Here is a 14323-nt window from a genome sequence, read left to right as displayed (position 1 = left end):
GCTCACGCCGTGTCGCGCCGCCCGTCGGCCCGCATCGCCCCGACCATCACCCTGCTCCCGGCGAGGCTCAGCGCCACGAGCCCGGCCGCGGCCCAGAAGGCCGCCTGGGCCGCGTGCGGGGCGGCGGCCGGGCCGGTGGGGTGCGCGGTGCCGAGGTAGACCGTGCCGAGGACGGCGACGCCCAGGGTGGCCCCGAGCTGCTGCACGGCGTTGAGCAGCCCGGCGGCCGTGCCGAGTTCCTGGGGGCGCAGCGGCTTGAGGGCCAGGGTGAAGAAGGCGGGGGTGAACAGTCCGGCGCCCAGGCCGATGACACCGAGGGCGAGCAGCAGCGGCCACGGGTAGGCGGCCGGGTCCGCCCAGTGGTAGACGGCGACGGCACCGGCCGTCCCGGCCAGCAGCACACCGAGGCCGACGGGCATCACACGCTGCCCGTGGCGCCGTACCAGGCGCGCGCCCGCCGCCCAGGACGCCACGGCCAGGCCCGCCGACCACGGCGCGAGGCTGAGACCCGACTCCAGCACACCGATCCCCAGGCCGACTTGGAGATGCAGTACGACGACCGTCATGAGGCCGTTGGTCACCGCGAAGAAGGCCGCGGAGGTGACGAGGGCGGCCGGGAACCCTCGGTGGGTGAACAGGCCGGGCTCGACCAGCGGACTGCGTCCGGCGGCGGCGACCCGCCGCTGGTGCAGGGCGAAGACGGTCAGTACCGCCGGACCGGCCGCCAGGGCCGCCCAACTGCGCGCGGACAGGTCCGCGAGGTCGGCGCCGATCAGCGGGAGGACCAGGAGCCCGGTGCCGGTCGCCGCGAGGAGGGTGCCCGTCAGGTCGAGGGTGGGGCGCCGCGGGGCACGGTTCTCCGGCAGCTTGCGCGCGAGGACGAGGACCACCAGGGAGACCGGGACGTTCACGAGGAAGGCCGCTCGCCAGGACGAGCCGAACAGGTCGGCGTGGGTCAGCACCCCGCCGAGCAGGGGACCGCAGACGGCGGACAGACCCATCACGGGTCCGATACTGCCCAGCGCCCGGGACAGTTCGGGGCCGGAGAACATGGTCTTGATCAGTCCGATGGTCTGCGGGACGATCAGCGCCGCCGCGGCCCCCTGCACCGCCCGGAAGCCGATCAGCACGCCCACGGACGGGGCCAGGGCGCAGGCGAGGGACGCGGCCGTGAACCCGCTGACGCCGAGCACGAACAGCCGCCGCCGGCCCGCGATGTCGCCCAGCCGGCCACCGGTGATCAGCAGCACCGCGAACGGCAGTGTGTACGCCGTGGTGAACCACTGGATGTCGGACACCGACCCGCCCAGGTCGGCATGGATCGCGGGCGCGGCGACCTGGACGATCGTCGCGTCCAGCAGATTCATCGCCTCGCCGAGCAGCAGGGCGACGAGCGCGGGCCCGCGCCGTCGGGGGGCCGTGGCCGTCGGGGGCAGCACGTGCTCCGTAGCAGTCATGGGAGTTCCTCTCCACCGTGGTGGTCACGCCGGACCCGGGAACCGGTACCGGTCACGGTCAGCGTGGGAGTGCGCGGGAGGGCCACTCCAGCCACGGCTCGGAGACGGAGGATTTCTGCCATGGGCGGCGCCGTGCGTGCAGAGATCTCACACGCGCGGCGGGTCCGGGCTCAGCGGCGAGGCCCGTACGGCGGTGAGGAGTTCGCGAGTCGGCACGGTGGCGTGGGCGGGCGGCTCGCAGTGGCGAGGTCGGCCGGGTCTGCAGGGCGAGAACGGCCGGGGCTGCAGGGCGAGAACGGCGGGCAGGCCGACGCGCCGCGGGTCCCCCCGGTTCAGGGGGAACCCACGGCGAACCGCAGGCAGTTGTGTCCGGGGTGCGGTGTGTCAGTCGAGGCCGGCGGACTTCAGCCAGGCCTTGGCGACGTCCAGCGGGTCCTTGTGCTGCGTCTGCACCTGGGTGCCCAGGTTCAGCAGGGTGACCGTGTCGAGCTTGGCGGAGACCGCGTTGAGCGCGTCGACGCCCTTCTGGTCGAGGCCGGACTTGTATACGAGGGGCTGTACGTTCTCGAACCCGAAGAGGTTCTTCGGGTCCTGCAGGACGACGAACTTCTCCTTGGAGATGGCCGGGGCGGTGGTGAAGATGTCCGCCGCCTGCACGGCGTTCTTCTGCAGCGCGGCCTGGGTCAGCGGACCGCCCGCGTCCAGCGCCTTGAAGGACTTGAACTGAAGCCCGTACACCGACTTCAGGCCCTCCAGGCCCTGCTGACGCGCCTGGAACTCCGGCGAGCCGCCGATGACCAGGTCCTTGGCGGCGCCCTTGAGGTCCGCGATGGAGGATTTCTCGGTGAGGTGGTACTTCTTCGCCGTCTCCTGGTTGACGGTGACGGAGTCCTTGTCCTGCGCGGGCGCCGGCTGCAGCAGCGTCAGCTTCGAGTCGAGCTTGGCACCGATGGCGGCCGTCGTGGCGGCGACCGTCTTCGGGGTGGCGTTCTTGTCGAGGTACGCCAGCAGGGCGCCGTTGTACTCGGGCAGGACGGTGATGGCGCCGTTCTTCAGCAGACCGTACGTGGTCTCACGGCTGCCGATGTTGGGCTTGTAGGTGACCTTGATGCCCTTGGACTTGAGGGCCTCGCCGTAGATGTCGGCGAGCAGGATGCTCTCGGCGAAGTTGTTGGAGCCGACGACCACGCTGTCGCCGCTCGCCTTGCCGCCCGAGAGGGGATTGTCGGAGTTGTTGTCGGAGGAGGAACATCCCGCCAGCAGGGCCGTGGTCGCGGCGAGCGCGACGGCCGCCGCGGGGAGTCTCCGGAGGTACCTGCTGCTGTGCGCGGTAGAAGTCACGGTTCCCGTTCCGAGCTCGGAGGATGGGTGAGGAAAGAACTCTACGCTGATCCAATCCAGCCACTTCTCGGTCGGTCAAGAGCAGCCGCGTCACCGATTGGCCTCGATACGCGTCCAGTTGTGGAGATTGTGTCGGCGCGCCACGGCACCCGGGCCGCGGCGCGCCGGGCCTCAGCCGCTTCGCCGCACTCCGGGCGAGACCGCGAACCGCGCGATCGCCCAGAACACCGCGAGGGTCGCGAGCGCCAGTACGGCGACCAGGACGGCACCGCCCACGACCTTCTCGTAGTTGAGCTGGTAGAGACCGTCGAGGATGTACCGGCCCAGGCCGCCGAGGCTGACGTACGCGGCGATGGTGGCGGTGGAGACGATCTGGATGGCGGCCGAGCGCAGGCCGCTGAGGATCAGCGGGAGCGCGACCGGCAGTTCCACCTGGAAGAGGACCCGCGACTCGGGCATGCCCATGCCCCGGGCGGCGTCCACCGGGGACGGGTCGACGGAGCGGACCGCCTCGTAGGTCGTCACCAGGATCGGCGGGACGGCGAGTACGACCAGGGGGATCATCACGGGCACCAGGCCGAACCCGAGCAGGATGAACATCAGCACCAGCAGACCGAAACTGGGCAGCGCCCGTCCGGCGGTGGCGATCAGGGCGAGGGCGTTGCCGCCGCGCCCGTAGTGGCCGGTGAGCAGGCCCACCGGCAGTGCGATGGCGGCGGCGAGGCCGAGCGCGATCAGCGAGTACCGGACGTGCTCGAGCAGGCGGGTGGGAATGCCGTCGTACCCGTGCCAGTGGGCGCTGTCGCTGAAGAAGGCGTTGGCGAAGTGGAACAGGTTCACCGGGCGGCGTCCTCCAGTGCGGGTACGGCCGGTTCGGACCGGGCGTCGGTGGACTTCGCTCTCGCCCTCCGGGTGGCGCGCGGCATCCAGGGAGTGAGCAGGAGGCGTACGAGGACCAGCGCGCCGTCGACGAGGACGGCCAGGGCCGCCGTGGTGAGCACGGAGTTCACGGCCAGCTCGGGCCGGTGGTAGATGTTGGCGTCGTGGAGCAGGTTGCCCAGGGCGCCCTGGTTGCCGATCAGCATGCCGACGCTGACGAGTGAGATGCTCGACACCGTGGCCACGCGCAGTCCGGCGATGATCGCGGGCACGGCGATCGGCAACTGCACCTGGACGTAACGCCGTACGGGCCCCAGACCCATGGCGGTGGCCGCGGCGAGGGTCTCCTGCGGCACCGAGCGGACGCCGTCGACGATCGCGGGCACGAGCACGACCAGGCTGTAGACGGCGAGCGGGATCATCACCGTGAGTTCGGTCTGGCCGGTGTAGTCGATGAGGACGACGAAGAAGGCCAGTGACGGGATGGCGTAGAGCACGGTCGTCACACCCAGTACGGGGGCGTACAGCCAGCGGAACCGCACGCAGATCTGGGCGATCGGCAGGGCCACCGCGAGCCCCGCGAGGACCGGCAGCAGGGCCTCGCGCAGATGCAGCCCGATCAGGCCGAACCAGCTGTGCTGGAGGTCGCTCGGGATGTCGAAGAAGCGGTTCATCCGGCGGCCTTGGCGCCGGTGCCGTCCTCGGCGTGGGCGCTGCGGATCGCCTCGCCGATGGCCTGCTGGGAGACGACGCCGACCACGCGGCCGGTGCCGTCCACGGCGACCGACCAGCCGGTCGGCGACAGCACGGCGCCGTCGAGGGCGGCGCGCAGCGAATCCCTGCCGTGCTCGAAGGGCCGTCCGTAGGGCAGCAGTCGGGCGGCGTCCACCTCCCCTGCGGTCAACTCGCCGGGCTCGCCCCAGCCGAGGGGTCTGCCGTCCGCGTCGGTGACAAGGAGGTAGGGCACGTCCGCGGTCGTGCGGGCGGCGATCTGCTCGGCGGTGGAGTCGGCGGCGACGATCGGGTCCGTCTGCAACTCCAGTTCCCCGGAGGCGAAGAAGGACAGCCTGCGAATGCCGCGGTCGGCGCCGAGGAAGTCCTCGACGAAGTCGTCCGCGGGGGCGGACAGCAGTTCGGCGGGCGGGGCGAACTGGGCGAGTCTGCCGCCGGTGCGCAGCACCGCGACCATGGTGCCCAGCTTGATGGCTTCGTCGATGTCGTGGGTGACGAAGACGATCGTCTTGCCCAACTCCTCCTGGATACGCAGAAGTTCGTCCTGAAGACCCTTGCGCACCACCGGGTCGACGGCCGAGAACGGCTCGTCCATCAGCAGCACCGGCGGATCCGCGGCGAGCGCCCTCGCCACACCGACGCGCTGCTGCTGGCCGCCCGACAGCTGATAGGGGTAGCGCCGGGCGAGCGCTGCATCGAGCCCGACCCGCTCCATCAGCTCGGCCGCCCGTGCCCGCGCCTTCTGCCTGCTCCAGCCGAGCAGACGGGGAACGGTCGCGATGTTGTCGACGATGGTGCGGTGCTGGAAGAGCCCGGCGTTCTGGATGACGTAACCCATCGACCGCCGCAGGGTGTTGACCGGTTGCTTCTGGATGTCGACGCCGTCCAGCGTGATGGTGCCGTCGCTCGGCTCGACCATCCGGTTGATCATGCGCAGGGTCGTGGTCTTGCCGCAGCCGGACGGCCCCACGAGGACGGTGATCGAGCGGTCCGGGATCTCCAGCGAGAGCCGGTCGACCGCCACCGTGCCGTCCGGGTACCGCTTGGTGACTGAATCTATGCGTATCAAAACGCCGAATGCCCTTCGGTCTGGCAGGAGCTGCCCGCTCTCGGCCACGGTCGCACGGGCCGTTGCGGGGAGAGTCTAGACGCCTTGTGTTGCAGGACTTCGGCGGGCGAGACCCCGGGCCCGGGACGTGACCGCGCTGTGCGCGGGGCGCGGAAGTCCCCGTCGGCTCACGGGCATCGGCCGGAGGGGTACGGCATGCCGACGGGGCGGGCCTCCCGTGGCCCGCCCCGTCGGGGTTGTGGCGCATGGGGTCAGGTGCGGCCCCCGCCGCCACCGCCGAAGGACCCGCTGCTGCCGGGAGACCAGCGGGGTCGGTGCTGGTCCGGGCTGCGCTTGCTTCGGGTGGTGTGGAGTGCGTACGGCATGATCCGTTCCCCGTCCTCGGGGTGCAGTTCGTCCAGGTCCCGCATCTCGCTGATTTCGTGGACGGCCCCGGTGACCGGCAGGTGCGGCTGCTCGGCCTCGTTGGGTCGGTCGGGCTCCCGGCGCATCACCCGGATGCCCAGCCAGACGGCCCACACCAGACCCCCGACGACGACCACGAACCCGATGATGAAGGCGACGAGGACGCCCCACTCGTGTGTCGTCGCGGCCAGTACCAGATGGGAAGCTGTGTCCATGGTTTTGCCACCCGCCTCCACCGAGAAAGTGAGGACTGTCCGGTGACGCCTTGAATGTCACCTGTGCCACACAGTGTCCCACCGTCCCGGCCCGCCGCAAAGTGGCGAGTCGGCCGAAAACAATCGGCCGAAAGCGATCGGCCGGGGCCGGCCGGAGCCGGCCTTCCGGACCCGGCCCTCCGGCCTACTCCTCGGCGGGCGCGAGCCGCAGCGCGATGCTGTTGATGCAGTACCGCTGGTCGGTCGGGGTCGGATACCCCTCCCCCTCGAACACGTGCCCGAGGTGTGAACCGCACCGGGCGCACCGCACCTCGGTGCGCACCATCCCGTGCGAGCCGTCCTCCAGCAGCTCCACCGCGTCGGTGTCCTTGGGGTCGAAGAAGGACGGCCAGCCGCAGTGGGACGCGAACTTGGTGTCCGAGGTGAACAACTCGGCTCCGCAGGCGCGACAGGAGTACACACCCTTGGTCTTGGTGTCCGTGTACTCACCCGTGAAGGCGGGCTCCGTGGCCGCCTCGCGCAGCACGGCGTACTCCGCGGGAGTCAGCTCCGCCCGCCACTGCTCGTCCGGCTTCTCGACGTCGTACGACATGAGCCCTCAGCCCTTCACTTCGACAGACGATCCAGGATGCGCGGTCCGAGGTCCGTGACGTCGCCCGCGCCCATGGTGAGAACGAGATCGCCGGCCTTCGCCATTCCCGCGATCACGTCCGGCACCTCCGCCTTGTCGTGCACCGCCGTGACGTCCGCGCCCGCCACCCGGGCCGCCTCGATGATCAGCCCGCTGGTGACACCGGGGATCGGGTCCTCACGGGCCGGGTAGATGTCGAGGACGACCGAGGCGTCCGCGAGGGCCAGCGCCTGTCCCATCTCCTTGCCCAGTTCCTGGGTGCGGGAGAACAGGTGCGGCTGGAAGACCACCAGGATCCGGGCGTCGCCCGCGGCGGCGCGCATGGCCTCCAGGTCGGCCGTCATCTCCGTGGGGTGGTGGGCGTAGGAGTCGATCACCTGGACGCCGGCCGCCTCGCCCTTGAGCTGCAGACGGCGCTTGACACCGGTGTACGCCGCCAGCGCGGGAGCGAGCTCCGCGGCCGGAACGCCCAGGGCGGCGCCCGCGGCCAGCGCGGCGACGGCGTTGTGCGCGTAGTGGCGGCCGGGCACGGAGACCGTGAAGGTGAGCTCGCTGCCATCCAGCAGCAGCACGGTGACCTCGCTCTTCAGGCCCTGCGGCAGCACCGACAGGATCCGTACGTCGGCGTCCTCGGACTCGCCGTACGTGACCGTGCGCACCGAGCCGGCCAGGCGCCGAGTGAACTCCCGCGCGCCCTCGTGGTCCGCCGCGACCACCAGCGTGCCGCCGGGCACGATCCGCCCGGCGAAGGTCTCGAAGGACTCGTAGATCTCCTCCATCGAGGCGTAGTTGGCGTGGTGGTCGAGCTCGACGTTGAGGACGATGGCGACCTCGGGCGCGTACTTGTGGAAGCTGCGGTCCGACTCGTCCGCCTCGGCGACGAAGATGTCGCCCTCGCCGTGCAGCGCGTTGGAGCCCGGGGCGTCCAGGTCGCCGCCGATGGCGTACGACGGCCGCAGCCCGAGCGCGGTGAGCGAGACCGCCAGCATGGAGGTGGTGGTGGTCTTGCCGTGGGTGCCGGCGACGGCGATCGGGCGCAGGCCCTCCATCAGCGCGGCGAGCGCGTCGGAACGGTGGACGACCGGGATGCCCAGCTCGGCCGCACGGGCCAGCTCCGGGTTGTCCTTGCGGATCGCCGAGGAGACCACGACGCAGCTCGCGTCGTCGGCGAGGTGCTCGGCCGCGTGCCCGATGTGCACGCTCACCCCCAGGGCCCGAAGCGCCTGGGCGGTCTCCGACTCCTTCGCGTCGCTGCCGGCCACCTCGGCCCCGCGCTGCGCGAGGATCTTGGCAATGCCCGACATCCCGGCGCCGCCGATGCCGATGAAGTGCGGTCGGTCCATGGCGGTGGGAAGGCCGGGTGCCATGTGTTTCTCCAAGCTCCTGTACGACGGTGAGCGCGCCTGCGCGAAGGAAGGCGCCCCAAGCCTATGCGGTGCGGCGGGGCCCACCTCGCAAGGGGCGCGGGAACCGCGCGACAAGCGGCTTGTCCCGTGCCACCGCGCGCCGAGCCGCCACGGCCCGCCGGTGGACAGGCACCGTACCCGCGGAGCCGCGGCCGGGCCGGTCGGCAGCGCTCACGTCTCGCTGCGGGAGAACCGCTCACGCCTTGCTGTGGGAGAACAGCTTCAGCACCGGCACCCCCACCTTGTGCCGCGCCCGCGAGGCCCAGTCGCGGTGGAAGAACTCCTCCACGTAGTGCGGGTCGGTCAGGACGATGACCTCGTCCGCGTCGATCTCGGCGACCAGGGTCTTCAGGGCGTCCAGCGGATGGTCCTCGACCAGCCGGCCCTCGGCCTCGGCGCCGGCCGCCCGCAGGGCCTTGACGGACACCTCCAGGGCCTGCTGCCCGGCGCTCTTCGCGGCATCGCCCTCGGGGGTCTCGCCCTCGCGCGCCGCCTCGTCCAGTTCGCCGAGCGCAATGTCGTCGATGGCCCGCAGCAACCGGTCCGCCTGGTCGCCGCGCGGCTGGATCAGCACGTGGAAGAAGACCGGCTCCTCCCCGTGCAGAGTGGTGACGAACTCCACGTCGGCGGACGTCAGGGCCTTCTCGATCATCAATACGCTTGTGAACACCAGGCGCCCCTTCTCCTCGCGCGGGCCCGTGTGCCCGCTCTCCTCCGTGGGCCGTGCAGCCCCTGCGGAAACCATCCTGCCCCGTGATCGCACGGGTACTGCCGGATTAGTTTGCCCAGCCCAAGCCAAGTGGAACGACTCATTCCGCACATGTCGGGACCATCGGCCGCCGATGCGGGCCCAGCGGCCGGCGGGCCCGGGCCCACGGTCAGGGCCCTCGGCAGCGACTGGTCGGGGCCGCCGGTAACGGCTGAATCAGGGCCGCCGGTAGCGGCTGAAGAGAAAGCCGTCCTCCTCCAGCAGGGACGCCAGCGTGAACCGCCGCGGAACCGCCACCGAGGGCCCTCCGGCGATGCGCTGCGCGCCCCCCGCGGTGAGCATCGGGGACACGGTCAGGCACAGCTCGTCGAGCACACCGGCCGCCACCATCTGCCCGAGCAGCCGCGGACCGCCCTCGGTCAGCAGCCGGGTGTGCCCGAGCTCGGCGAGGGCCCGTACGGCGCGGGCCGGCTCCACGCCGACGCCGTCGCCCGCGACCACCACCCGGGCGCCCGCCTTCTCCGCCGCGGCCACCCGGTCCGGGGCCGCCGCCGCGCCCGTCAGGATCAGCGTGGGCACCAGGGGCGAGGTGAACAGCGGGAGGGAGAAGTCCAGCTCCAGGCTCGCGGTGACGACCGCGATCGCCGGGACCCGTTCCTGCCCGGCCGCGGCCCGCATCGCCGCGAACTCCCCGCGCTCCCGAGCCGGCCGGTACCCCTCCTGACGTACCGTTTCCGCGCCGACGACCACGACGTCCGCCAGCGCCCGAAGGGTGCCGAAGACGCGCATGTCGGTGGCGCTGGAGATGGGCTGCGAACGGCCCTCGTGCTGCGCGGCCCCGTCGAGGGTGGCCACCATGTTGGCCCGCAGCCACGGCAGCGGGCCCCCCGGCCCGGGCTGCGGGTAGGCGTAGGCGGCGGCCAGCTCGGCGAGGCTCCACTCCCGGTCCGCCGGGGCATCGGGCACGTTCGGCTCACCCGCCCCGCGCGTCTCGCCCGGGGCCCGGGCTGCTGTCTCGTCGGTCACAGGGAACAGGCGTCGCATGACGTGCAGTGTTCCACGCCGCTTACCATGGGGAACCGTGTCGTCCTCCACAGCCGCCTCCGGGCTCAGTCCGATAACCGACGCGGCCCCCGTGTCCCTGTGCGCCCGCGAGCCGCACGTCCCCGCGGACCGGCTGGTCGCCGAGATGGTGCCGCCGCCGCGCTTCGACTCGGTGCGCTTCGCCACGTACATCCCGGACCCGGGGCAGCCCAGCCAGACCGAGGCCGTGCGGGTCCTGGAGGACTTCGCCGCCGGACTCGGCGGGGCGCACGCCACCGGCTCCGGCAGGCGCGGCTTCCTCGGCTTCGGCAAGGGCCGGGCCAGGTCCGCGAAGGCCCAGGCCGGACCCCGCGGCGTCTATCTCGACGGCGGCTACGGCGTGGGCAAGACCCACCTGCTCGCCTCCCTGTGGCACGCCACCCCGGCCGAGCCCGCCCTCAAGGCGTTCGGCACGTTCGTCGAGCTGACCAACCTGGTCGGCGCCCTCGGCTTCCAGAAGACCGTCGAGACTCTCTCCGGACACCGTCTGCTGTGCATCGACGAGTTCGAGCTGGACGACCCCGGAGACACCGTCCTGGTCTCGACGCTGCTCGGCAGGCTCGTCGACGCCGGTGTCGCGCTCGCCGCCACCTCCAACACGCTGCCGGGCAAGCTCGGGGAGGGCCGGTTCGCGGCCGCCGACTTCCTGCGCGAGATCCAGGGCCTGTCCGCCCACTTCCGCACGCTGCGCATCGACGGCGAGGACTACCGCCACCGCGGCCTGCCCCAGGCGCCGGCACCCTACTCCGACGAGCAGGTGACCAAGGCGGCCTACGCCACCGAGGGCGCCTCGCTCGACGACTTCCCGCACCTGCTGGAACACCTGGCCAAGGTCCACCCGAGCCGTTACGGCGCGCTGACGGACGGGCTGAGGGCCGTGTGCCTCACCGACGTCCGGCCGGTGCCGGACCAGTCGACGGCGCTGCGGCTCGTCGTGCTCGCGGACCGGCTCTACGACCGTGAGGTGCCCGTACTGGCCTCGGGTCTGCCGTTCGACCGGCTGTTCAGCGAGGAGATGCTGAACGGCGGATACCGCAAGAAGTACTTCCGGGCGATATCGCGGCTCACCGCGCTCGCCCGGGACGCCAAGGGGCTCGTCGAGACCGGCTGACCGGCCTCCCGCCCCCTTCCTTACCCGAGCGACCCGCGCCGATCAAGGGCGGGTTCGCGCCATTCCACCTGCACTTTCCGGGCTCTCTTCGCCACGAAACGTGGAGTTGACCCTGCAAACAACGTTGCAGGGTTACCGTGTCTCTTGACCATCCATTGACCATCCATTGGTCTGCACGGGAGCCGCGTACGGCGTGGAGGGGGGCACATGTTCCGTCGGATGACGGCCCGGACAGCGCTCGCGCTCCTCTTCACCACCCTCTTCACCGCCCTGCTCACTCTCCCGCTGTTCGCACCGGCCACTTCCTTCGCATCCGCGCACACGAGCCGTCAGGCCCAGGCCAACGCCCTGACCGGAATCAGTCCCACCGTTGCCGCGCTGCGTGACGAGAGGGCCACGATCCGCGACTGCGGCCCCTCGGGGAACCCCACCGGTCCCCTGCACACCCGCGACCGCCGGTGCGCCGCCGACTCCGCTCCCGAGGCGCCCGAGCGCCCCGCGCTCGAGCAGGACCCCGCGGCCGCCCGCCGTGCGGCCCCGTCCGGCGCCGCGCACTCCCGCACGTCGAGATCCTCGGCCGGACACACTCCGGCCGCGCTCCAGGTCTTCCGCTGCTGAGCCGTCTTCCGCTGCCCCGCGTCAGTGCCGCCCTGCCGAGGAGCGGGGCGGCACTGACGAGCAGCAGAGCGCCTCCCCCCACCTTCGCCGTGCAAGCCCGACGCGCCCCCACGGCGCGCCAGGAGGAGTCACCAGACATGCAGCCGCTCATCGACAACGCCCGTATGTTCGGACAGCGCCCCGAGGAGTTCGCCGAGCTCGCCCAGGGCCAGTCCCCTCAGGTCCTGTTCATCACCTGCTCCGACTCCCGGGTCGTCCCGGCCCTGATCACGGGCGCCCGCCCCGGCGAGCTCTTCGAGCTGCGCACCGCGGGCAACATCGTGCCGCCGTACGCCTGCGAGCACCCCACCAGTGAGGCCGCCACCATCGAGTACGCCGTGGAGGTGCTCGGTGTGCGGGACCTCGTCGTCTGCGGCCACTCGCACTGCGGAGCCGTGGGCGCCCTCGTCCGCGGCGACGACCTGGACGCCGTACCCGCCGTGCGCGACTGGCTGGCCAGCGCGACACCCCGGCCCCAGGGGGCCGCCGAGGACCCGGCCGTCGCCGAGGGCGTCCAGGGCCACGTCCTGGCCCAGCTGCTGCGGCTGCGCTCGTACCCGTGCGTCGAGGCAAAGCTGGCCGAGGGCCGGCTGACCCTGCACGCCTGGTACTACGAGGTGCACACCGGTGCTGTCCTGGCGCACCACCCGCAGACCGACGCCTTCACGGCCCTGTGAGCGGCGCCATGAGGACCATGACGGCTGTGACCTCCAAGTTCCCTTGTCTCAAGCAGGACTTCCCCGCCTCGCTCGTCGTGTTTCTGGTCGCGCTGCCGCTGTGTGTCGGCGTGGCCGTCGCCTCCGGCGTTCCGGCCGAACTGGGGCTGATCACCGGCATCGTCGGCGGCATCGTCACGGGGCTGCTGCCCGGCAGCAGCCTGCAGGTGTCCGGTCCGGCCGCGGGGCTCACCGTGCTGGTCCTGGAGGCGGTCCGGGAGTTCGGGCTGCCCGCGCTCGGGGTGATCGTGCTCGCCGCCGGGCTGCTGCAACTCACCATGGGAGCGCTGAAGTGGGGCCGCTGGTTCCGCGCCATATCGGTCTCGGTGGTCGAGGGCATGCTGGCCGGCATCGGTCTGGTGATCATCGCCGGCCAGCTGTATGCCGCGGCGGGCCTGAAGGCTCCGGCGTCCGGCCTCGGCAAGATCGCCGGGCTGCCGGGGGCGGCCGTCGACGCGCTCGGCAGCGCCGAGGCCCTCGCCTCGGTCGCGGTCGGCGCCGGCGTCATAGCCGTGATCGTGCTGTGGAAGCGGATGCCGCGGCGGATCCGGGCCGTACCGGGCGCGCTGGCCGCGGTGCTCGTGGCCACGGCCGCCGCCGTCGCCCTGGACCTGCCCGTCGCCACGGTCGAGGTGAAGGGCCTGCTCGGAGCGGTCCAGCCGCCCGGGGCCGACGCCTTCGGCAAGCTCGCAAACCCCGCGCTCCTCGGCACGATCCTCGCCTTCGTGCTCATCGCCTCGGCGGAGAGCCTGTTCAGCGCGGCCGCCGTGGACCGGCTGCACCACGGTCCGCGCACCCGGTACGACAAGGAGCTGATGGCCCAGGGCGCGGGCAACGCCGTGTGCGGGCTGCTCGGCGCGCTGCCGATGACCGCGGTGATCGTGCGCAGCTCCGCCAACGTCCAGGCCGGTGCCCGTACCAAGGCCTCCCGCGTCCTGCACGGCATGTGGCTGCTGCTGTTCGCCGCGCTGCTGCCGTCAGCGCTGGCGCTCATACCGCTGCCCGCCCTCGCCGGAATCCTCGTGCACGCGGGCTGGAAGCTGATCCCCTTCCGCCAGGTCGTGTCGCTGTGGCGGGGACACCGGGGCGAGGCACTGATACTGGTCGTCACGGCCGTGTCCATAGTCGTGGTGAACATGTTCGAGGGCGTGCTGGTCGGCCTGGCCCTGTCCGTGGCCAAGACCGCCTGGGCGGCCTCGCACGTGAAGCTGGAGGTCATCGACAAGGGCGCCGGCCCGGTGCAGGCCCATCTGTCGGGCAACGCGACCTTCCTGCGGCTGCCGAAGATCCTCGACACCCTGGAGGCACTCCCCCGGAACCGGCCCGTCGAGCTGAACCTGTCCGGGCTGCACCACCTGGACCACGCCTGCCGTACGGCGCTGGAGAACTGGGCCGAGCGGCACAGCGCGGCCGGCACCGAACCGGTGAAGCTGACGGCGACGGTGGCCGCCACCGAGCCCACGGAGGGATCGGCACCCTCGGAGCGTCAGCCCGGGGGCGGCGTGCCGGGAGCAGCACCCTGAGAGCGCCGATCCCGCGAGCTGCACACGGGCGCACGGTGATGCCCGGTCCGAGACTCGACCACGGTCTCGGACCGGGCATATCGTTGCAACAGGCGCATAGGGGCGCATCGGCGGCTGGCTAAGGGGTCGTCATCATGCTTCAGGAAGTGGTGTCCGCTGTGATCGCCGCCGGCTGCGTGGGGCTCGTCTACCTCGCCGCGGGCGTGCGCATCGTCAAGCAGTACGAGCGCGGGGTGGTCTTCCGGCTCGGCCGGCTGGCCGGTGAGCCGCGCGCGCCCGGGATGGCGGTGATCATTCCGTTCGTGGACCGGCTGCACAAGGTGAACATGCAGATCGTCACGCTGCCGATCCCTGCCCAGGAGGGCATCACCCGGGACAACGTGACCGTG

Annotated in this window: 15 protein-coding genes; 5 read left to right on the top strand and 10 right to left on the bottom strand. The window is 71.8% G+C overall.

All coding sequences use genetic code 11. From position 1 onward, the window contains the following. Positions 1-2 precede the first annotated feature (2 nt). From AB0A61_RS32575 to AB0A61_RS32530, 10 genes are all read right to left on the bottom strand, one after another. Positions 3-1457 carry an MFS transporter gene (locus tag AB0A61_RS32575; RefSeq protein ID WP_361300379.1) on the bottom strand — a complete coding sequence of 485 codons (1455 nt, stop codon included), beginning with the start codon at positions 1455-1457 and terminating at the stop codon, positions 3-5. A 384-nt stretch (positions 1458-1841) separates the two neighbouring features. Further along, a complete protein-coding gene (locus tag AB0A61_RS32570) occupies positions 1842-2798 on the bottom strand; it encodes an ABC transporter substrate-binding protein (protein WP_361300376.1) in 957 nt (318 codons plus the stop codon). Positions 2799-2969: 171 nt separating this feature from the next. Next, positions 2970-3638: an ABC transporter permease gene (locus AB0A61_RS32565; protein WP_361300373.1), complete on the bottom strand. Its 669-nt coding sequence runs from the start codon at positions 3636-3638 to the stop codon at positions 2970-2972. Beyond that, positions 3635-4351: an ABC transporter permease subunit gene (locus AB0A61_RS32560; RefSeq protein ID WP_361300371.1), complete on the bottom strand. Its 717-nt coding sequence runs from the start codon at positions 4349-4351 to the stop codon at positions 3635-3637. Before AB0A61_RS32560 ends, AB0A61_RS32565 begins: the two co-directional genes overlap by 4 nt. Then, positions 4348-5478: an ABC transporter ATP-binding protein gene (locus AB0A61_RS32555; protein ID WP_361300368.1), complete on the bottom strand. Its 1131-nt coding sequence runs from the start codon at positions 5476-5478 to the stop codon at positions 4348-4350. Before AB0A61_RS32555 ends, AB0A61_RS32560 begins: the two co-directional genes overlap by 4 nt. Before the next feature lie 251 nt (positions 5479-5729). After that, positions 5730-6098, bottom strand: a complete 369-nt coding sequence (locus tag AB0A61_RS32550) for a DUF6479 family protein (protein ID WP_361300365.1) — start codon at positions 6096-6098, stop codon at positions 5730-5732. A gap of 184 nt (positions 6099-6282) precedes the next feature. Further along, the gene (gene msrB / locus AB0A61_RS32545; protein ID WP_361300362.1) at positions 6283-6690 is read right to left on the bottom strand and encodes a peptide-methionine (R)-S-oxide reductase MsrB; all 408 of its coding nucleotides are present in this window, start codon (positions 6688-6690) and stop codon (positions 6283-6285) included. Between the two features lie 14 nt (positions 6691-6704). Continuing rightward, positions 6705-8096, bottom strand: coding sequence for a UDP-N-acetylmuramate--L-alanine ligase (gene murC / locus AB0A61_RS32540; protein ID WP_361300359.1), 1392 nt, complete (start codon positions 8094-8096; stop codon positions 6705-6707). Positions 8097-8331: 235 nt separating this feature from the next. Continuing rightward, positions 8332-8805, bottom strand: a complete 474-nt coding sequence (locus tag AB0A61_RS32535; RefSeq protein ID WP_361300356.1) for an indole-3-glycerol phosphate synthase — start codon at positions 8803-8805, stop codon at positions 8332-8334. A 255-nt stretch (positions 8806-9060) separates the two neighbouring features. Then, positions 9061-9888 carry a pyrimidine reductase family protein gene (locus AB0A61_RS32530; RefSeq protein ID WP_361300353.1) on the bottom strand — a complete coding sequence of 276 codons (828 nt, stop codon included), beginning with the start codon at positions 9886-9888 and terminating at the stop codon, positions 9061-9063. Positions 9889-9925: 37 nt separating this feature from the next. Between AB0A61_RS32530 and zapE the strand changes: the two genes are divergently transcribed. The 5 genes from zapE to AB0A61_RS32505 form a co-directional block, all read left to right on the top strand. Then, on the top strand, positions 9926-11038 hold the full coding sequence (gene zapE / locus AB0A61_RS32525) for a cell division protein ZapE (RefSeq protein ID WP_361300350.1): 1113 nt from the start codon (positions 9926-9928) through the stop codon (positions 11036-11038). A 219-nt stretch (positions 11039-11257) separates the two neighbouring features. Then, positions 11258-11656 (top strand): hypothetical protein, encoded by a 399-nt coding sequence (locus AB0A61_RS32520; protein ID WP_361300347.1) that lies wholly within the window; start codon positions 11258-11260, stop codon positions 11654-11656. A 137-nt stretch (positions 11657-11793) separates the two neighbouring features. Then, complete coding sequence (locus AB0A61_RS32515) at positions 11794-12372, top strand: carbonic anhydrase (protein ID WP_361300344.1); 579 nt, start codon at positions 11794-11796, stop codon at positions 12370-12372. Positions 12373-12389: 17 nt separating this feature from the next. Next, positions 12390-13934: a SulP family inorganic anion transporter gene (locus AB0A61_RS32510; protein WP_361300341.1), complete on the top strand. Its 1545-nt coding sequence runs from the start codon at positions 12390-12392 to the stop codon at positions 13932-13934. Positions 13935-14068: 134 nt separating this feature from the next. Further along, positions 14069-14323: SPFH domain-containing protein (locus AB0A61_RS32505; protein ID WP_361300338.1), on the top strand; the 255-nt coding region annotated here is incomplete at its 3' end.

It is taken from the genome of Streptomyces sp. NPDC046197 (assembly GCF_040646295.1).
Classification (GTDB): Bacteria; Actinomycetota; Actinomycetes; order Streptomycetales; family Streptomycetaceae; genus Streptomyces.
The sequence above is the reverse complement of the archived record's forward strand: the minus strand, read 5'-3'. Positions and strand labels throughout refer to the sequence as shown.

Bases quoted from the DNA above. Each gene is read 5' to 3' on its own strand.
- AB0A61_RS32520 (WP_361300347.1), top strand. From the start codon at position 11,258: ATGACGGCCCGGACAGCGCTCGCGCTCCTCTTCACCACCCTCTTCACC.
- AB0A61_RS32560 (WP_361300371.1), bottom strand. From the start codon at position 4,351: ATGAACCGCTTCTTCGACATCCCGAGCGACCTCCAGCACAGCTGGTTC.
- murC (WP_361300359.1), bottom strand. From the start codon at position 8,096: ATGGCACCCGGCCTTCCCACCGCCATGGACCGACCGCACTTCATCGGC.
- msrB (WP_361300362.1), bottom strand. From the start codon at position 6,690: ATGTCGTACGACGTCGAGAAGCCGGACGAGCAGTGGCGGGCGGAGCTG.
- AB0A61_RS32510 (WP_361300341.1), top strand. From the start codon at position 12,390: ATGACGGCTGTGACCTCCAAGTTCCCTTGTCTCAAGCAGGACTTCCCC.
- AB0A61_RS32530 (WP_361300353.1), bottom strand. From the start codon at position 9,888: ATGCGACGCCTGTTCCCTGTGACCGACGAGACAGCAGCCCGGGCCCCG.
- AB0A61_RS32515 (WP_361300344.1), top strand. From the start codon at position 11,794: ATGCAGCCGCTCATCGACAACGCCCGTATGTTCGGACAGCGCCCCGAG.
- AB0A61_RS32550 (WP_361300365.1), bottom strand. From the start codon at position 6,098: ATGGACACAGCTTCCCATCTGGTACTGGCCGCGACGACACACGAGTGG.
- AB0A61_RS32575 (WP_361300379.1), bottom strand. From the start codon at position 1,457: ATGACTGCTACGGAGCACGTGCTGCCCCCGACGGCCACGGCCCCCCGA.